This window comes from Pseudomonas sp. CBZ-4 (assembly GCF_000346755.1).
Lineage (GTDB): Bacteria > Pseudomonadota > Gammaproteobacteria > Pseudomonadales > Pseudomonadaceae > Aquipseudomonas.
In genome coordinates, this window is record NZ_ANNV01000073.1 from 1 (window position 1) to 19,694 (window position 19,694).

Annotated in this window: 12 protein-coding genes and 1 pseudogene; 11 read left to right on the top strand and 2 right to left on the bottom strand. The window is 63.2% G+C overall.

Annotation, left to right across the window (positions count from 1 at the left end; all coding sequences use genetic code 11):
• Positions 1-382: 382 nt before the first annotated feature.
• Together narL and B348_RS0108945 are read right to left on the bottom strand one after the other, a co-directional pair.
• Positions 383-1,030, bottom strand: coding sequence for a two-component system response regulator NarL (gene narL, locus B348_RS0108940; protein ID WP_017735781.1), 648 nt, complete (start codon positions 1,028-1,030; stop codon positions 383-385).
• Positions 1,027-2,829 (bottom strand): HAMP domain-containing protein, encoded by a 1,803-nt coding sequence (locus tag B348_RS0108945; protein WP_017735782.1) that lies wholly within the window; start codon positions 2,827-2,829, stop codon positions 1,027-1,029. Before B348_RS0108945 ends, narL begins: the two co-directional genes overlap by 4 nt.
• Positions 2,830-3,139: 310 nt before the next feature.
• On the opposite strand from B348_RS0108945, the gene B348_RS0108950 reads away from it, so the two are divergent.
• From B348_RS0108950 to B348_RS0109005, 11 genes and pseudogenes are all read left to right on the top strand, one after another.
• Complete coding sequence (locus tag B348_RS0108950) at positions 3,140-4,390, top strand: nitrate/nitrite transporter (protein ID WP_017735783.1); 1,251 nt, start codon at positions 3,140-3,142, stop codon at positions 4,388-4,390.
• A 2-nt stretch (positions 4,391-4,392) separates the two neighbouring features.
• Positions 4,393-5,790, top strand: coding sequence for a NarK family nitrate/nitrite MFS transporter (locus B348_RS0108955; protein WP_026136674.1), 1,398 nt, complete (start codon positions 4,393-4,395; stop codon positions 5,788-5,790).
• A gap of 57 nt (positions 5,791-5,847) precedes the next feature.
• Positions 5,848-9,621 carry a nitrate reductase subunit alpha gene (locus tag B348_RS0108960; protein WP_017735785.1) on the top strand — a complete coding sequence of 1,258 codons (3,774 nt, stop codon included), beginning with the start codon at positions 5,848-5,850 and terminating at the stop codon, positions 9,619-9,621.
• Position 9,622: 1 nt separating this feature from the next.
• Positions 9,623-11,161 carry a nitrate reductase subunit beta gene (gene narH / locus B348_RS0108965; protein WP_017735786.1) on the top strand — a complete coding sequence of 513 codons (1,539 nt, stop codon included), beginning with the start codon at positions 9,623-9,625 and terminating at the stop codon, positions 11,159-11,161.
• A gap of 3 nt (positions 11,162-11,164) precedes the next feature.
• A complete protein-coding gene (gene narJ / locus B348_RS0108970; protein WP_017735787.1) occupies positions 11,165-11,920 on the top strand; it encodes a nitrate reductase molybdenum cofactor assembly chaperone in 756 nt (251 codons plus the stop codon).
• Complete coding sequence (narI, locus tag B348_RS0108975; protein WP_017735788.1) at positions 11,913-12,593, top strand: respiratory nitrate reductase subunit gamma; 681 nt, start codon at positions 11,913-11,915, stop codon at positions 12,591-12,593. Before narJ ends, narI begins: the two co-directional genes overlap by 8 nt.
• 10 nt (positions 12,594-12,603) lie before the next feature.
• Positions 12,604-13,497 carry a peptidylprolyl isomerase gene (locus B348_RS0108980; protein WP_026136675.1) on the top strand — a complete coding sequence of 298 codons (894 nt, stop codon included), beginning with the start codon at positions 12,604-12,606 and terminating at the stop codon, positions 13,495-13,497.
• A gap of 1 nt (position 13,498) precedes the next feature.
• On the top strand, positions 13,499-14,485 hold the full coding sequence (moaA, locus tag B348_RS0108985) for a GTP 3',8-cyclase MoaA (RefSeq protein ID WP_017735790.1): 987 nt from the start codon (positions 13,499-13,501) through the stop codon (positions 14,483-14,485).
• Positions 14,486-15,053: 568 nt separating this feature from the next.
• A pseudogene (locus tag B348_RS0108990) lies at positions 15,054-17,228 on the top strand (ribonucleoside triphosphate reductase); the annotation flags it as partial.
• Positions 17,228-17,923 (top strand): anaerobic ribonucleoside-triphosphate reductase activating protein, encoded by a 696-nt coding sequence (locus B348_RS0109000; RefSeq protein ID WP_032864774.1) that lies wholly within the window; start codon positions 17,228-17,230, stop codon positions 17,921-17,923. The pseudogene B348_RS0108990 and the gene B348_RS0109000, both read left to right, overlap by 1 nt.
• A gap of 69 nt (positions 17,924-17,992) precedes the next feature.
• Positions 17,993-19,612 (top strand): methyl-accepting chemotaxis protein, encoded by a 1,620-nt coding sequence (locus B348_RS0109005; protein WP_017735794.1) that lies wholly within the window; start codon positions 17,993-17,995, stop codon positions 19,610-19,612.
• Positions 19,613-19,694: the final 82 nt, after the last annotated feature.

Below are 19,694 nucleotides of genomic sequence, written 5' to 3' on the forward strand. Positions count from 1 at the left end.
ACCCAGTTGATGCCATCGCAGGCAAGCCAGCTCCCACAGGGGAATGCGCACGCTTCATCGATTAGGTCGGCTACTAGGCCGCCGCGCTTTGTTTTTGATTTTGATCTTGGGCGCCCCGTTAAACACGCTGGCCGGAATTCGACATGGATTTGGGGGGTAAACCGGCAGGGATGCCGGTTTAGCCGCCCCGCGCCATGGATGGCGCGTGGCGGCGGCCCCCCAAATCCATGTCGGATTACGGGCATGCCGAGCCTAGGCGAGGCACCGAGTGTTGGGGCAAGAGCCCTTTGGTTACTTTGGGGCTCTTTTCCAAAGTGACCCGCCGTAAGGGCGGAACCAATACCCGCCGTTACCCAAATAACGGATATGTACACAAAGCCAATCACCCCACCTGCCGCAAATGCTCCATAGCCCAAACCGCCGCCTCCACCCGCGACCTCAACCCCAGCTTGTGCAGCAAATTCTTCACATGCACCTTCACCGTCCCCTCCGTAATCCCCAACTTATGCCCGATCACCTTGTTGCTATACCCACTGGCAATCGTACGCAGCACCTGCCGCTCCCGCTCAGTCAATTCCACCGCCGCATGCGGCTGCGGCGCGCGCAACGCCTGGGCCAGCACACGGGTCAACCCGGGACTGATCACCAACGCGCCATGCAACGCATCACGAATAAACTCCACCACCAATTCCGGCTCCATGTCCTTGAGCAAATACCCATTGGCATCCAGCCGCAGCGCATCCCGCACATCGTCCTCAGCGTCGGACACGGTAAACAGCAGCACCTTGCCCGCATAGTCCATGGCCCGCAGGCGGCGCAGGGTTTCCAGGCCGTTCATGTGCGGCATGTTGTTGTCCAGCAGCACCAGGTCCGGTTGCAGGCTGGCGATCTGGTCGAGGGCTTCCTGGCCGTTGCCGGCCTCGCCGACCACGTGCAGGTCGTCTTCCAGTTCGAGGATCTGGCGCATGCCGTGGCGCATCATCGGGTGATCGTCAACCAGCAGGATACGGTGGCGCGTGGCGGTGTTCATGGGGCGGTGCCTTGTAGGGAATGGCCGAGGAATTCCGGCTGGAAACGCAGCTGCACCCGGGTGCCCTGGGGCTCGCGGGGGCTGATGTCGAGGTGGCCGTGCAGGCTGCGCGCGCGTTCGTCCATGATGGTCAGGCCGTGGTGTTCTCGTTTGTCGACGTCGCCGCCAAAACCACGGCCGTCGTCGTCGATGCTCAGGCTGACGGTCTCGCCGACCTGGCGCAGTTGCAGCCAGGCATTCTGCGCATGGGCGTGGCGCAGGCAGTTGGACAGGGCTTCGCGGGTGATCTGCAACAGGTGGATCTGCTCGCTGGCCGACAGCTGGAACGCCAGCGCATCCACATGCAGGTGCACCTGGAATTCGCCGCGCTGGGAGAACTCTTCGGCAGTGTCTTGCAGCTCTTGCACCAGCCCGGCGTCGTGGATCTGCAAGCGAAAGGTGGTGAGCAATTCGCGCAGTTGGCGGTAGGCGTTGTTCAAGCCTTCGCGCAGTTCGGCGGTGACGCTGGCCAGGCTTTCCACCGGTTCGCCACGGCGGATCAGGGTTTGCATGCGGCTCACTTGCAGCTTCATGTACGACAGCGCCTGGGCCAGGGAGTCGTGCAGTTCGCGGGCGATGATGGTGCGCTCATCCAACAACAGCAGGCGGTGGTCCTGTTCGCGCTGGCGCTTGAGGGACAGCGAGGTGCCGATCAGGTTGGCCAGGGCCTGGATCAATTGCTGCTCCCAATCCTGGGGCGCATGGCCGTCGAGGAAGTGCGCCTTGAGTTCACCCAGTTCGGCGCCCTGGTTGCTGATGCTGAACACCTGCGGCGGTGCGACGTGGGCACGCTCGCAGGTGGCGCAATCGCCAATCGCGCAGACGTTGCGGCTGTTTTCGCCGTGCAGGGCGAGCATCTGCTGGGCCGGGGCGAGGAAGTGGCCTTGCAGGCACAGCGACAAGCGCAGCCCCGGCAAGCGTTTCTGGAAGCGCCGGATCAGTTCATCGAGGCCCTCGGCATTGGCCAGGCGCGTGGCCAGGCTGCTGCTGCTCTGGTACAGCAGTTCCAGGGCGGCGTTGGCTTGTTGCAGGTTGAGGGTCTTGAGTTGCACCTGGCTTTCCAGGGTGCGATGGGACGCTTCGATGGTCGCGGCCATGGCGTTGAAGCTCAGGGCCAGTTGGCCCAACTCGTCGTCGGAGCGGTGGTTGACCCGGGTCTGGTAGTCACCGTCACGAAAACGGCGGGTGGCGTGCACCAGTTCTTGCAGCGGCGTGACCACGCCGTACTGCAACTCATACAAACCCAGCAGCAGGATGATCAAGGTGCTGAACAGCGCCAGGCCCTGGATCGCCTGTTGCCAGCCTTGCTTGTGTTCGCTCTGTTGCTGCAACAGGCTGACGAAGCGGTTCAGTTGCTCGACGAACGCCGGTGCCTGGGCCTGGAACAGCGCCGCGTCGCCGCGCATCACTGCTGGGCGCAGTTCGTCGTTCCAGCGTTGCTGGATCTGCTGGTAACTCTGCAACAGCGCGCTGTGCGGGCCGTCTTCGAGCACGGCTTTCAGGGACTGGCTGTCGAGGCGCCGTTGCAGGCTCTGGCTGACCTCGGCGATTTCATCCGCGCGTGCGCCGGCGGCGAGTTTCCAGCTGAGGTGGTAGGTCTCCATGCGCACGGAGCCGGCGGTGTTGATCGCGGCGGCGTCGCCCTGGCTGAACCAGGCGATCAGCCCGGCGCTGAGGGAACTGGCCAGCGCCAAGATAGCGATCAGGATCACCGCCAGGCCAGCGCGGGCGGGCAGGGAGCTGCGCAGCCAGTCAAACATGACGGCGCAATCGAAGGGCGTGGGGGAGCAGCATGCTTGCACCTGGAACGGGAAAGGGGGTTGAACGTGGCCTTCCCTGGCGCACTACCTCTAAAGAATTGCCGGCGAACCCTCCCACGGATAAAAGCCGGCACAAGAGAGCAATCCATTGATAAATAAAGGCTTTCTCTTGATTTGTTGACTACCTCCAAGGAGGTAGACGGGGCCAGCATAGCCCCATACCCACCCGGCCCACGTTGATCTGGGTCAAGTTCTGCGGGGGTGTCGCCCCTAACCTGCGCTCATGGAATCACTTTCTGGAGCGCATACCGTGACTCAACCCCGTCTGCGACAAGGCCTGGTGCTGGGCATGAGCACCTTGGCCTTCACCGTCTGCTTTATGGTGTGGATGATGTTCGCCGTGCTCGGCGTGCCGATCAAAGACCTGCTGCAACTCAACGAAACCCAGTTCGGCCTGCTGGCCGCCACGCCGGTGCTGACCGGTTCCCTGGTGCGCCTGCCGCTGGGCCTGCTGACCGATCGCTTCGGCGGGCGCATCGTGTTTTTCCTGCTGATGCTGGTCTGCGTACTGCCGCTGTACCTGATTACCTACGCCACCGCCTATTGGCAGTTCCTCGTGCTCGGCCTGTTTGTCGGCCTGGCGGGCGGCTCGTTTTCGGTGGGCATTGCCTACGTCGCCAAATGGTTCGACAAGGACAACCAGGGTTTTGCCATGGGCGTGTTCGGCGCCGGCAACGCCGGGGCGGCGGTGACCAAGTTTCTCGCCCCGGCGCTGATTGCCCTCGGCACCTGGCACCTGGTGCCCAAGGTGTTCAGCGCGATCCTGTTTGTCACTGCGCTGCTGTTCTGGTTTCTCACCAGCGAAAACAAGGCGCACCGCAGTGCCGGTGGCGCCACCCTGCGTGAGCAGTTGGCGTGCCTGAAAGATCCGGCCGTGTGGCGCTACTGCCAGTACTACTCGATTGTCTTCGGCGGCTACGTCGCGCTGGCCCTGTGGGTGACCAAGTACTACGTGCAGGAATACGGTTTCAGCCTGCAAAGCGCCGCGCTGCTGGCCGCGTGCTTCTCCCTGCCCGGCGGTGTGCTGCGCGCGGTGGGCGGTTGGATGTCGGACCGCTGGGGCGCGCAAAGCGTGACCTGGTGGGTGCTGTGGGTGAGCTGGATCTGCCTGTTCCTGCTCAGCTACCCGCAGACCCAACTGCATGTGATGACCGTCAACGGTCCCCTGGATTTCCATATCGGCCTCAACCCCACGCTGTTCACCGTGCTGCTGTTTGTGATGGGCATCGCCTTCGCATTCGGCAAGGCCTCGGTCTTCAAATACATCGCCAATGACTACCCGCACAACATGGGCGCGGTGTCCGGCATCGTCGGCCTGGCCGGTGGCCTGGGCGGCTTTGTCCTGCCGATTATGTTCGGCGCCCTGGTGGACCTCACCGGCGTGCGCTCTTCCTGCTTCATGTTGATGTACGGCGTGGTCTGGGTGTCCCTGACCTGGATGTACCTCAGCGAAATCCGCAAACAGCCGTTGCTCGGCACACGAGCCGGCAGAGGAGAATGATCATGTCTATCGCGCAAAAGCCCGAATCGGGCCCGGTGATCCACGACTGGCGCCCCGAAGACCCGGCGTTCTGGGGCGCCAGCGGCAAGAAGACCGCGACCCGCAACCTGTGGATCTCGATCCCCGCGCTGTTGCTGGCCTTTGCCGTGTGGATGGTGTGGAGCACAGTCATCGTGCGCCTCAACGCCATCGGCTTCAGCTTTACCACTGACCAGCTGTTCTGGCTGGCCGCCTTGCCGGGCCTGTCGGGTGCGACGTTGCGGGTGTTCTATTCGTTCATGGTGCCGATCTTCGGCGGGCGCCGCTGGACCGCCCTGAGCACCGCCTCCTTGCTGCTGCCGTCGCTGTGGATGGGCTTCGCGGTGCAAGACCCGAGCACCCCGTACAGCGTGTTTGTGCTGATCGCCTTGCTCTGCGGGTTTGGCGGCGGCAACTTCGCTTCCAGCATGTCCAACATCAGCTTTTTCTACCCCAAGTCCCAGCAGGGCACTGCCCTCGGCCTGAACGCCGGTCTCGGCAACCTGGGGGTGTCGGTGATGCAGTTCTGCGTGCCGCTGGTGATCACCTTTGCCGCCTTCGGCGCGTTCGGTGGCCAGCCGCAAACCCTGGCGGATGGCAGCCAGCTGTGGTTGCAGAACGCCGGGTTCATCTGGGTGCCGTTCATCCTGATCGTCACCGTGGCGGCGTGGTTCGGCATGAATGACCTGTCCAGCGCCCGCGCCTCGTTCAGCGACCAGGCGGTGATCTTCAAGCGCAAGCACAACTGGCTGATGTGCTGGTTGTACCTGGCGACGTTTGGTTCGTTCATCGGCTTCTCGGCGGCGTTTCCGCTGCTGATCAAGACCTCGTTTCCCGACGTGGTGGCGCTGAAATTCGCCTTCCTCGGCCCGCTGGTGGGCGCGCTGGTACGCCCGTTGGGCGGCTGGCTGGCGGACAAGCTGGGCGGTGCGCGGGTGACCCTGTGGAACTTCGTGTTGATGATCGTGATGGTCTTCGGCGTGCTGCACTTTTTGCCGCAGCAGGGCGAGGCGGGCAACTTCTACGGCTTCCTGGGCCTGTTCATGTTGCTGTTCATCACCACCGGCATTGGCAACGGCTCTACCTTCCGCATGATCCCGGTGATCTTCCGCACCGTTCACGAAAACGCCAGCGCCGGCCAACCGCCGGCCGTGCGTGAACAAGCCTTGAAGGACGCCGGCAAGGAATCCGCCGCCGTGCTGGGTTTCAGCTCGGCCATGGGCGCGTTCGGCGCGTTCTTCATCCCCAAGACCTTCGGCACCTCCATGGCCGCCACCGGCAGCCCGGCCATGGCGTTCTACCTGTTTGTCGGTTTCTACCTGAGCTGCATCGTCGTGACCTGGTGGTGGTACGCCCGCAAAGGCTGCGCCACACCCTGCTGATCGACCACGAATTCGCGGGGCAACGCACCCCACGGCACGCCTGATGAGGAAAGCATCATGAGTCACTTACTGGATCAACTGCGGTTCTTCAACCGCAAGCAAGACGAGTTCTCCGACGGCCACGGCGAGACCCGCAAGGAGTCGCGCGACTGGGAAAATGTCTACCGTTCGCGCTGGCAGTACGACAAGATCGTGCGCTCCACCCACGGGGTGAACTGCACCGGTTCCTGCTCGTGGAAGATCTACGTGAAGAACGGCCTGATCACCTGGGAAACCCAGCAGACCGACTACCCGCGCACCCGCAACGACCTGCCCAACCACGAACCCCGTGGCTGCCCGCGCGGCGCCAGCTACAGCTGGTACATCTACAGCGCCACCCGGCTAAAGTCCCCGAAGATCCGCAAGCCGCTGCTCAAGCTGTGGCGTGAAGCGCGCCTGACCCTGGCGCCAGTGGAAGCCTGGGCGAGCATTGTCGAGGACAAGGCCAAGGCCGAGTCGTACAAGAGCAAGCGTGGCATGGGCGGGTTCATCCGCTCCAACTGGGAGGAGGTGAACGAGATCATCGCCGCCTCCAACGTCTACACCATCAAGCAATACGGGCCGGACCGCATCGTTGGCTTCTCGCCGATCCCGGCCATGTCCATGGTCAGCTACGCCGCCGGTTCCCGTTACCTGTCGCTGCTGGGCGGCGTGTGCCTGAGCTTCTATGACTGGTACTGCGACCTGCCACCGGCCTCGCCGATGGTGTGGGGCGAGCAGACCGACGTGCCGGAATCGGCCGACTGGTACAACTCCAACTACATCATTGCCTGGGGTTCCAACGTCCCGCAGACCCGCACCCCCGACGCGCACTTCTTCACCGAGGTGCGCTACAAGGGCACCAAGACCGTGGCCATCACCCCCGACTATTCGGAAGTGGCCAAGCTCACCGACCTGTGGCTCAACCCCAAGCAGGGCACCGACGCCGCGTTGGCCCAGGCCTTCAACCATGTGATCTTCAAGGAATTTCACCTGGACCACCCGAGCCCGTATTTCACCGACTACGCCAAGCGCTACACCGACCTGCCGGTGCTGGTGATGCTCAAGCCGATGCTCGGCACGGCGCCGGGCGCGGGCTTCCAGCCGGATCGCTTCCTGCGCGCCTCGGACCTGATCGACAACCTCGGCCAGGACAACAACCCGGAATGGAAAACCATCGCCCTCGACGAAAGCGGCGCGCTGGTCTCGCCACAGGGCGCCATCGGCTACCGCTGGGGCGAGAAGGGCAAGTGGAACATCCTCGCCAAAGAGGGCGGTGAAGGCCGCGCCATCGACCTCAAGCTCAGCCTGATCGGCGACGACGTAGCCGAAGTGGCCTTCCCGTATTTTGCCGGTGAAGCCCACGAACACTTCCAGCACGTGGCCGGTGAGGCCGTGCAGTTCCGCCGCGTGCCGGTGCACAGCGTGGTGCTGGCGGATGGCAGCGTGGCCAAGGTCGCCACGGTGTTCGACCTGTCGGCGGCCAACCTCGCCATCGACCGTGGCCTGGGCGGCAGCAACGTGGCCAGGGACTACGACGACGCCAGCGTGCCCGGCACCCCGGCGTGGCAGGAGGCGATTACCGGCGTCAGCCGCGAGAAGGCGATCCAGATTGCCCGCGAGTTCGCCGACAACGCCGACAAGACCCGTGGCCGCTCAATGATCATCGTCGGCGCGGCGATGAACCACTGGTACCACATGGACATGAACTACCGTGGCCTGATCAACATGCTCATGCTCTGCGGTTGTGTCGGCCAGACGGGCGGCGGCTGGGCCCACTATGTCGGCCAGGAAAAACTGCGCCCGCAATGCGGCTGGCTGCCCCTGGCGTTTGGCCTGGACTGGAACCGCCCGCCACGCCAAATGAACGGCACCAGCTTCTTCTACGGCCATAGCTCGCAGTGGCGCCACGAAAAAATGAACATGCACGACGTGCTCTCGCCCCTGGCGGACAAGTCCCAGTTCCCCACCCACGCCCTGGACTACAACATCCGCGCCGAACGCGCCGGCTGGCTGCCCAGCGCGCCGCAACTGAACCGCAACCCGCTGCATATCTGCCGTGAAGCGGCCGCCGCGGGCATGGAGCCGAAAGACTACGTGGTCAAGTCCTGGCAGGACGGCTCCTTGCGTTTTGCCTGCGAACAACCGGACAGCCCGGTGAACTTCCCGCGCAACATGTTTATCTGGCGCTCCAACCTGCTTGGCTCGTCGGGCAAGGGCCATGAGTACATGCTCAAGTACCTGCTGGGCACCAAGAACGGCGTGATGAACGAAGACATCGGCTTTGGCGGCGAAAGCAAGCCCACCGAAGCCGAATGGGTCGATGACGGCGCCATCGGCAAGTTGGACCTGGTGACGACGCTGGACTTCCGCATGTCGTCCACCTGCGTGTATTCCGACATCGTCTTGCCGACCGCCACCTGGTACGAAAAAGACGACATGAACACCTCGGACATGCACCCGTTCATCCACCCGTTGTCGGCCGCCATCGACCCGGCGTGGGAGTCGCGCTCCGACTGGGAAATCTACAAGGGCATTGCCAAGGCCTTTTCCGCCATGGCGGTCGGGCACCTGGGTGTGGAAAAGGACCTGGTCACCGTACCGCTGATGCATGACAGCGTCGGCGAACTGGCCCAGCCATTTGGCGGCACCGACTGGAAAAGCGCCGGCGTGGCGCCCGTGCCGGGCAAGAACGCGCCAAACATGGCGGTGGTGGAACGCGACTACCCGAACATCTACAAGCAATTCAGCTCCCTCGGCCCGATGCTGGAAAAACTCGGCAACGGCGGCAAGGGCATCAACTGGAACACCGAGGAAGAAGTCGAGTTTCTCGGCGAGCTGAATCATCACGAAGGGGATGCGGGTATCAGCCAAGGTCGGCCGAAGATCGACACGGCCATCGACGCGGCCGAGGTGATCCTGTCCCTGGCCCCGGAAACCAACGGCAAGGTCGCCCTGAAAGCCTGGGCCGCGCTGTCGGAATTCACCGGCATCGACCACAGCCACCTGGCGATTTCCAAGGCCCACGAAGCCATCCGTTTCCGCGATATCCAGGCGCAGCCGCGCAAGATCATTTCCAGCCCCACCTGGTCCGGCCTCGAAGACGAGCACGTGAGCTACAACGCCGGCTACACCAACGTCCATGAAAACATCCCATGGCGCACCATCACCGGCCGCCAGCAGTTCTACCAGGACCACCCGTGGATGCAGGCGTTCGGCGAGCAACTGATGAGTTATCGGCCACCGGTCAACACCCGCACCATCGAAGGCGTGAAGGGCAAGCGCAGCAATGGCGAGCCGGAGATCGTGCTGAACTGGATCACCCCGCACCAGAAGTGGGGCATCCACAGCACCTACAGCGACAACCTGCTGATGCTCACCCTCAGCCGTGGCGGGCCGATCGTGTGGCTCTCGGAAATCGACGCCAAGCGCGCCGGCATCGAGGACAACGACTGGATCGAATGCTTCAACGTCAACGGCGCGCTGACCGCCCGCGCGGTGGTCAGCCAGCGCGTCAAGGAAGGCATGGTGATGATGTACCACGCCCAGGAACGCATCGTGAACGTGCCCGGTTCGGAAACCACCAAGACCCGTGGCGGCCACCACAACTCAGTGACCCGCGTGGTGCTCAAACCGACCCACATGATCGGCGGCTACGCCCAGCAGGCCTACGGTTTCAACTATTACGGCACGGTCGGTTGCAACCGCGACGAGTTTGTCGTGGTGCGCAAGATGGCCAAGGTCGACTGGCTCGATGGCTCCCACGGCGATGACCTGCCACGCCCATTGCCGACTGATATCGAGGAGAACTGAGATGAAGATCCGCTCACAAATCGGCATGGTCCTCAACCTGGACAAATGCATCGGCTGCCACACCTGCTCGATCACCTGCAAAAACGTGTGGACCAGCCGCGAAGGCATGGAATACGCCTGGTTCAACAACGTCGAATCGAAACCCGGCATCGGCTACCCCAAGGAGTGGGAGAACCAGGACAAGTGGAAGGGCGGCTGGGTGCGCAACGCCAACGGCAGTATCAACCCGCGTATCGGCGGCAAGTTCCGCGTGCTCGCCAACCTGTTCGCCAACCCCGACCTGCCGGGCCTGGACGACTACTACGAGCCATTCGACTTCGATTACCAGCACCTGCACACCGCGCCATTGGGCGAGCACCAACCCACCGCGCGCCCGCGTTCGGTGGTGTCGGGCAAGCGCATGCAGAAAATCGAGTGGGGCCCCAACTGGGAAGAAATCCTCGGCACCGAGTTTGCCAAGCGGCGCAAGGACAAGAACTTCGACCAGATCCAGGCCGACATCTACGGCGAGTACGAAAACACCTTCATGATGTACCTGCCGCGCCTGTGCGAACACTGCCTCAACCCGGCGTGCGCGGCGTCGTGCCCCAGCGGCGCGATCTACAAGCGTGAAGAAGACGGCATTGTGCTGATCGACCAGGAAAAATGCCGTGGCTGGCGCATGTGCATCAGCGGCTGCCCGTACAAGAAGATCTACTTCAACTGGAAGAGCGGCAAATCCGAGAAGTGCATCTTCTGCTACCCGCGCATCGAAGCCGGCATGCCCACCGTGTGCGCTGAAACCTGCGTCGGCCGCATCCGCTACCTCGGCGTGTTGCTCTACGACGCCGACCGCATCAGCGAAGTGGCGAGCACCGCCAGCGAGCAGGACCTGTACGAGAAGCAGCTGGAGATCTTCCTCGACCCCAACGACCCGGCGGTGATCCGCCAGGCCCTGGCCGATGGCGTGCCGCAGTCGGTGATCGACTCGGCGCAGCGTTCGCCGGTGTACAAAATGGCCGTGGACTGGAAGCTCGCCCTGCCATTGCACCCTGAGTACCGCACTTTGCCGATGGTCTGGTACGTGCCGCCACTCTCGCCGATCCAGAACGCCGCCGCTGCCGGCACCGTGGGCATGAACGGGGTGATCCCGGACGTCGACAGCCTGCGCATCCCCCTGCGTTACCTGGCCAACATGCTCACGGCAGGCGATGAAAAACCGGTCAAGCGCGCCCTGAAACGCCTGTTGGCCATGCGTGCGTTCAAGCGCTCCCAGCAAGTGGACGGCGTGCAGGACCTGCAAGTGCTCGAAGACGTCGGCCTGAGCGTGCCCCAGGTGGAAGAGATGTACCGCTACCTGGCCATCGCCAATTACGAGGACCGTTTTGTCGTCCCTAGCGCCCACCGTGAAGACGCCATGAGCGACGCGTTCGCCGAGCGTTCCGGTTGTGGCTTCAGCTTTGGCAGCGGCTGCAGCGGCAGTTCCGACACCAATATGTTCGGCGCGAAGAAGGCCAACCGCCGCGACGTGCTGAAAACCGTACAGATCTGGGAGGACTGAGCCATGCGCATTCTTAAAGTGATTTCGCTGCTGCTGGACTACCCCACCGAACGCCTGGTGAACGGCCGCGATGAATTGGAGCAGGCGATTATCGAGTCGCGGGAAATCAGCCCCAAGCAACGCGGTGCGCTGTTCGAATTGCTCGAACTGATCTGCGCCAACGACCTGATGGACGGCCAGGAACACTACGGCGCGCTGTTTGGCCGTGGGCGCTCGTTGTCGCTGCTGTTGTTTGAACACGTGCACGGCGAGTCCCGCGACCGTGGCCAGGCCATGGTGGACATGATGGCCCAGTACGAAGCAGCCGGGTTTGCCATTGGCGTCAAGGAGCTGCCGGACTACATCCCGCTGTACCTGGAGTTCTTGTCCACCCGCGAAGACATCGAGGCCCGCGAGGGCCTGGCGGATGTGGCGCACCTGCTGGCCTTGCTCGGCGCGCGCCTGGAAGAGCGCGAGAGCGCCTACGCCAGTTGCTTCCGTGCACTGTTGCAGATCGCGGGCGCCGAGCCGCACCAGGCCGTGGCCGAGGTGCGTGCGCAGGTGGCGGCGGAACCGCGTGACGACTCCCTCGAAGCCCTCGACAAGGTCTGGGAAGAGGAAGCCGTGGACTTTATGCAGGCCGAACAGCAGGACCGTTGCAGTGCCATGCCGAGTGCTCCGGGCAAGGCCCGCGAAGAAAGCGCCGTGCCGTTGCACTGGGTGGATTTTCAGCAGCAAGGGCCGGCCGCCGTGCCGGCCGGGGAGGTGGGTAATGTCTAAGTGGAATTTGCTGGTATTCGGGGTTTACCCCTACGTCGCCCTGGCGATCTGCCTGTTGGGCAGCTGGGCGCGGTTCGACCTGGCGCAGTACACGTGGAAGGCCGGCTCCAGCCAGATGCTCAACAACCGTGGCATGCGCGTGGCGAGCAACTTGTTCCATATCGGCGTGCTGTTTGTCTTGGCCGGGCATTTTGTCGGCCTGCTCACGCCGGCGTCGGTGTACCACCACGTCATCAGCACCGAAAACAAGCAGTTGCTGGCGATGGTCTCCGGTGGCTTCTTCGGCCTGCTGTGCCTGGTGGGCCTGCTGATGCTGGTCAAGCGCCGCCTCAGCGATCCACGGGTGCGGGCGACGTCGAGTGCGTCGGACATCCTCATCCTGCTGGTGCTGCTCGCGCAGTTGCTGCTGGGTTTGCTGACCATCGTCGCGTCCACCGGCCATATGGACGGCTCGGTGATGGTGATGCTCGCCGACTGGGCGCAGAACGTGGTGCTGCTACGGCCGGTGGAAGCGGCGGCGGCGATTGCGCCGGTGTCGCTGATCTACAAGGCCCATGTGGCGCTGGGCCTGACCTTGTTCGTGCTGTTCCCGTTTACCCGCTTGGTGCACGTGGTCAGCGCACCGATCTGGTACCTGGGGCGGCGTTATCAAATCGTGCGGCAGAAGTCGTGAGGAGACGGTCATGACAACAGGATGCGGATGTGGCGGAGGTTGCGGGTCGTCGGTGCCAGCGCCGGAAGTCGAGGTGGTCGAGGTGGCAGAGGCGGCGCCTGAGTTGATCGCCAGCAGTGAACAGGAATGGCCCATCGTCAGCGTCAACGGCGTGCCTATCACGCCCGAGGCGATGGCCCTGGAGTTGCAGTATCACCCGGCGGAAAGCCGCGAGTCGGCGGTGTACCTGGCCGCCCGCGCGCTGGTGATCCGCGAGCTGTTGCAGCAGCGCATCAGTGAGCTTGGGCTGGCGGTGGACATTGCCCCCGGCGAGAACGAAGAAGAGGCGGCCACACGCCTGCTGCTGGAGCGTGAAATCAGCGTGCCGCAGTGCGACGAGGCGACGTGCCTGCACTACTTCGAGAGCAATCGCGGGCGCTTCCACAGCGCGCCGTTGCTGGCGGTGCGGCATATCCTCCTCGAATGCGCACCGGACGACGCCGAGGCGCGGCAGATGGCCCATGTGCAGGCGGAAATCCTGCTGCTGAGCCTGGCGCAAACCCCCGGCAGCTTTGCCGAACTGGCCCTCAAGTACTCGGCGTGTCCCTCCAAGGCCCAGGGCGGTTCGCTGGGCCAGATCAGCAAGGGCCAGACCGTGCCGGAACTGGAGCGCCAGCTGTTCACCCTGGCGCCGGGCCTGGCCGACAAACCCCTGGAAAGCCGCTACGGCTGGCACGTGATCAGCATCGACCAGCGTGTCGAAGGCCAGCCGTTGCCCTATGAAGCGGTGGCCGGTGCGATCCGCACCCAGTTGCAGCAAGGCGTGTGGCAGAAGGCGCTGGTGCAATACCTGCACACCCTGATTGGCGCGGCGGATATCCGTGGCCTCGCCTTGCAGGGCGCCGACTCGCCGTTGGTGCAGTGACATGAGCCTGGTGGATGGGCTCGGCCGTTCGATTGACTACTTGCGCTTGTCGGTGACTGACCGTTGTGATTTTCGCTGTGTGTATTGCATGGCGAAAACCATGACCTTCCTGCCGCGCCAGCAGGTGCTGAGCCTGGAAGAGTTGGAGCGCCTGGCTGCGTTGTTTGTGGGGCAGGGCGTGCGCAAGATCCGCCTCACCGGTGGGGAACCGCTGATCCGTCCGGGGATTGTCGGGCTGTGCCGCAACATTGCGGCATTGCCGGGCTTGCGTGAGTTGGTGATGACCAGCAATGGCTCGCAACTGGCGCGGTTGGCGCGGCCGTTGGTGGAGGCGGGGGTCAAGCGCATGAATATCAGCCTCGACAGCCTTGATCCTGAGCGGTTTCGGGCGATCACCCGCAACGGTGATTTGCGCCAGGTGCTGGACGGGATCGACGCGGCCAGTGGTGCGGGGTTTGAGCGGGTCAAGCTTAATTGTGTGGTGATGAAGGGGCGCAATTTTGATGAGGTACCGGGGTTGGTGCGGTATGCCATTGAGCGGGGGATCGATATCAGTTTTATCGAGGAGATGCCTCTGGGGGATGTGGGGCGGTCGCGGGGGGAGACGTTTTGCCCCAGCGACGACGTGCGTGCGGTGATCGCCAGTGAATACGCGTTGCTCGACAGCGCCGAGAGCAGCGGCGGCCCAGCGAGGTATGTGCGGTTGGCGCGGCATCCTCGGACGCGGATCGGGTTTATTTCACCTAATTCGCATAATTTTTGTGGCAGTTGTAATCGGGTGCGGGTGACGGTGGAGGGGAGGCTTTTGTTGTGTTTGGGGCAGGAGGATTCGGTGGATTTGCGGGGGTTGCTCAGGGGGTATCCGTTGGAGGATGGGCCGTTGATCGAGGCGTTGCACAGGGCGTTGAAGGGGAAGCCGCTGCGGCATGAATTTACGGGGGCGGGGGAGGTGCAGGTGGTGCGGTTTATGAATATGAGTGGCGGCTAACCCGGCGTCCTGCCGGGTTACCCACGGATTCGAGCCTGCGTTCGGCCAGCGTGTTTGACGGGGCAAGTAAGGTCAAAAGCAAAAGCGCGGCGGCCTTGGAGCCGACCGATTTTTTGTGTCGATCTCGGTTTGAAATGTGGGAGCTGGCTTGCCTCCGATGCAGACACCTCGGTACATCAGGTACACCCAGTTGATGCCATCGCAGGCAAGCCAGCTCCCACAAGGGAACGCGTCAGCTCCAGAGACTCGGTCGGCTATTAGGCCGCCGCGCTTTGCTTTTGATTTTGATCTTGGGCGGCCCCCCAAATCCATGTCGGATTACGGGCATGCCGAGCCTAGGCGAGGCACCGAGTGTTGGGGCAAGAGCGTTTTGCTTACTTTTGCGCTCTTCAAAAGTGAGCCGCTGTAAGAGCGGAACCATAAGTGGCCGTTACCCAAGAAACGGATATACACCCGATCTGAAAAAACTTGACCCCGATCAATGCTCCCCCAAACCAACCTCCATACCATCACTGCATCTTGTGTCTAGTAAATAAAAAACATCTATATGTAGTGCTAGGAGCCAAAAATGCAAACCGCTCTCACCCCGCTGGCCAGCACCCACCTCTACAAACGTGACGGCACCCAGGCCCCCTTCGACGCCGAAAAAATCCGCCAGGCCCTGATCGCCGCCGGCAACGCCACCACCGAATACCAGCCCCCCGAAGCCGACCTCTTACTGGGGGCAGTACTGGCCCGCCTAAGAGGCATCGACCAGTTGGACGTCGAACAAATCCAGGACAGCGTCGAACGCGTATTGATGGACGCCGGCCACTTCCGCTCAATGCGCGCCTACATCGTCTACCGCGAACAACACGGCCGCCTGCGCCGCGACCGCAAGACCCTGGTGGAAGTCGCCACCTCAATGAACGAATACCTCGACCGCGAAGACTGGCGCGTGCAAGCCAACGCCAACCAGGGCTATTCCCTCGGCGGCCTGGTCCTCAATGTCGCAGGCAAAGTCACCGCCAATTACTGGCTCGACGAGGTCTACAGCGAACAGATCGGCCGCGCCCACCGCGAGGCTGACCTGCATATCCACGACCTGGACATGCTCGCCGGCTACTGCGCCGGCTGGTCGCTGCGCTCGTTGCTGCACGAAGGCCTCAACGGCGTACCGGGACGGGTCGAGGCGGGGCCGCCCAAGCACTTGAGCAGCGCGTTGGGGCAGATGGTCAACTTTCTCGGCACCCTGCAAAACGAATGGGCCGGGGCGCAGGCATTCAGTTCGTTCGACACCTACCTGGCGCCCTATGTGCGCAAGGATCAACTGAGCTACCCCGAAGTGCGCCAGGCGGTGCAGGAGTTCATTTACAACCTCAACGTGCCGTCGCGCTGGGGCACCCAGACGCCGTTCACCAACCTGACGTTCGACTGGGTGTGCCCGGAAGACCTGCGCGAGCAAATCCCGGTGATCGGCGGTGAAGAAATGCCGTTCGCCTATGGCGACCTGCAAGCCGAAATGGAGCTGATCAACCGCGCCTACATCGAAGTGATGCAGGCCGGGGACGCCAAGGGCCGGGTGTTCACCTTCCCGATCCCGACCTACAACATCACCCATGATTTCCCCTGGGACAGCGCCAACGCCGATCGCCTGTTCGAGATGACGGCGCGTTATGGCTTGCCGTATTTCCAGAACTTCCTCAATTCCGATATGCAGCCCAATCAGGTGCGCTCGATGTGCTGCCGCTTGCAGTTGGACGTGCGCGAGTTGCTCAAGCGCGGCGGGGGCTTGTTCGGTTCGGCGGAGCAGACCGGCAGCCTGGGGGTGGTGACGATCAACTGCGCGCGCCTGGGTTATCTGTTCAAGGGCGATACCTCGGGCCTGCTGCAACGCCTCGATCAACTGATGCAGCTGGCCATGGAAAGCCTGGAGGTCAAGCGCAAGGTGATCCAGCACCATATGGATGCCGGTCTCTACCCGTACACCAAGCGCTACCTGGGCACGCTGCGCAATCACTTCTCCACCATCGGCCTCAATGGCATGCACGAGATGCTGCGCAATTTCAGCGGCGACGAGCAGGGCATGCACACCGCCCAGGGCCGTGAGTTCGCCCTCCAGCTGCTCGACCATGTGCGCGCCACCTTGCTGCGTTTCCAGGAAGACACCGGCCACCTCTACAACCTCGAAGCGACGCCGGCGGAAGGCACCACTTACCGCTTCGCCAAGGAAGATCGCAAGCGTTACCCGCACATCCTGCAAGCCGGCAGCGACGTCGCGCCGTACTACACCAATTCTTCGCAACTGCCGGTGGGTTTTACCCAGGACCCGTTCGAGGCCCTGGAGCTGCAAGACGAACTGCAATGCAAGTACACCGGCGGCACCGTATTGCACCTTTATATGGCCGAACAGATTTCTTCGACCCAGGCCTGCAAGCAATTGGTGCGCAAGGCACTGGGGCGTTTCCGTCTGCCGTACCTCACGGTCACGCCGACGTTTTCGATCTGCCCGGTGCACGGCTACCTTGCGGGCGAACACGAGTTTTGCCCGAAGTGCGATGAGGTCTTGGCCGCGGCCCACTAAGTTTTTTCAACCCCAAGGAGATTCACCATGCAAGCAACCCAGCCACAACGTCAGCGCTGCGAAGTCTGGACCCGGGTGATGGGTTATCACCGGCCGGTGTCGGCGTTCAACCCCGGCAAGCAGTCCGAACACAAGGAGCGCGTGCACTTCACCGAAGCGGCCGCCGTGGCCGGGCGCCAATGAGTCGAGCGCTACGGGTCGGGGGCCTGGTGCCCCTGACCACCCTCGACTACCCCGGCATGCTCGCCTGCGTGCTGTTTTGCCAGGGCTGTGCCTGGCGGTGTCGCTATTGCCATAACCCGGACCTGATCCCGCCGCGCGCCAGCACGGAGATGGATTGGCGCCGGGTGTTGCTGTTTCTCCAGCGCCGCCAGGATTTGCTCGATGCAGTGGTGTTCAGCGGCGGCGAGCCGACCTTGCAGGAAGGCTTGCCGGCGGCCATGGATGAAGTGCGCGCGATGGGTTTTCGCATTGGCCTGCACAGTGCAGGGATCAAGCCGGCAGGGTTTGCCAATGCCTTGCGCCATGCCGACTGGGTCGGGTTTGACGTCAAGGCGCTGGCCGAGGATTGCCCGTCGGTCACCCAGGTCAAGGGCAGCGGCACCGCCAACTGGCGCAGCCTCGACACCCTGCTGGCCAGCGGTGTGGACTACGAATGCCGCACCACCGTGCACTGGCACTTGATCGATCCGCCACGCTTGTTGCTGCTGGCCCAGCGTTTGCAGGCCTTGGGTGTGCAACGTTTTGCCGTACAGCTGGTGCGCACGGCGAGCATGCTCGATCCGCAACTGCCGACTTCACCGGTGCAGGCCCGCTTGCCGGAGTTATGGGGCCGTTTGCACGAGTTGTTTCCCGCTTTTGTATTGCGAGGGTGATCAGCACCCTCAACCGGTTTTTATAGATGCTGCCCATGGTGGGCAGGTTTTCATCAAGGAATGTTCAGAATGACGCAGTTAACCACGGCACAACGCATTGTCATCGGCTTCGCGATTGCGCCGCTGGCCCTGGTGGGCTTGGTGTTTTACGCCTTGCACGACCTGGCAACCCTCAAGCAGCAGTCCGAGCAGATCGTGCAGCAGGATTGGCCGCGCATCGCCCCCATCATGGTGATCGCCACCGGCGTGCGTGATAACGGGCGCAACACCCGCGACCTGCTGATCAACCAGGACAATCAGCAGGCCCAGGAAGCCATCGGCACCACGCGCCAGCGCATCACCGAGGCCTTCGCCACCCTTGAACCGCTGCTCGACAGTGCGGAAGGCAAGGCCGCCTACGCGACCTTGAAAAACCACCGCGAAACCTATGTGGCGGCGTTCACCCAGGTGCAGGCGTTGATCAAGCAAGGTGCCCGTGAACAGGGCCTGGCCCAGCTCAAGCAACAGGTGATGCCGGCCGAAGCGCAGGTGTTCAAGAGCCTGGACGCGCTGATGGCGATGCAAGGGCGGTTGTTCAGCGAGCGTGAACAGGCGGCGCAGGTTCTGTATGACGAGGCGCGGCGCAACATGATCGGGCTGTTCCTGCTGTGCCTGGCCCTGGTGGTCGCGGCCGCCGTGATCGTCACCCGCAGTGTGACCCGGCCGTTGGGCGGCGAGCCGGATGAAGTGGCGCGGGTGTTGAACCACATCGCCGAGGGCGACCTGACCATCGACGTACCGCTGGGCAACAGTGCCGACGGCAGCGTGATGCGCAACCTGCACCATATGCAGCAGAACCTCAACCAGATGGTGCGCCACATTGCGGCCTCGGTGGACGGCGTGGCCAGCTCTTCCGAAGAACTCAGCGCGGTCAGCAGCCAGACCAGCGGCAGCTTGCAGTCCCAAGGGCAGGAGATCGAACAGGCGGCCACCGCAGTCAACGAAATGACCGCCGCCGTGGACGAAGTCGCGCGCAATGCAGTGAGCACCAGCGAGGCTTCGCGCCTGTCGGAACAGACGGCCCAGCGCGGGCGTGCCCAGGTCCAGGAAACCGTGGCGTCGATCAACACCCTGGCCACCGGCGTGGTGGAAACCTCGGAGCGCATCCAGCAACTGGCCGGGCGCGTGCAAGACATCAGCGGCGTGCTCGAAGTGATCCGCAGCATTGCCGACCAGACCAACCTGCTGGCCCTCAACGCCGCCATCGAGGCGGCCCGGGCCGGCGATGCCGGGCGCGGGTTCGCGGTGGTGGCCGATGAAGTGCGTGCGCTGGCCCATCGCACCCAGGCCTCGACCCAGGAGATCGAGCAGATGATCGGCAATATTCGCCAAGACACCGAACACGCCGTGGCGGCGATGCACAGCAGCAGCGAGCGTGTGCAGGCCACCCTCGGCGTGGCGCAACGCTCGGGTGAGGCCCTGGAGGAAATCACCCGCTCGATCTCGCAGATCAACGAGCGCAACCTGATGATCGCCAGTGCCACCGAGGAACAGGCACTGGTGGCGCGGGAGGTGGATCGCAACCTGGTGGGGATTCGCAGCTTGTCGCAGCAGGTATTGCAGGGCGCGTTGCATACCGAAACGGCGGGGCATGACCTGGCGGGGATGGCGAGCGCGTTGCACCAGACGGTGGCGCGGTTCAAGGTCTAGCGTGCGATAAAGCTCTGGGGAGAATGCTTACTGTGGGAGCTGGCTTGCCTGCGATAGCGGTCTGTCAGTCACTGATGTGCAA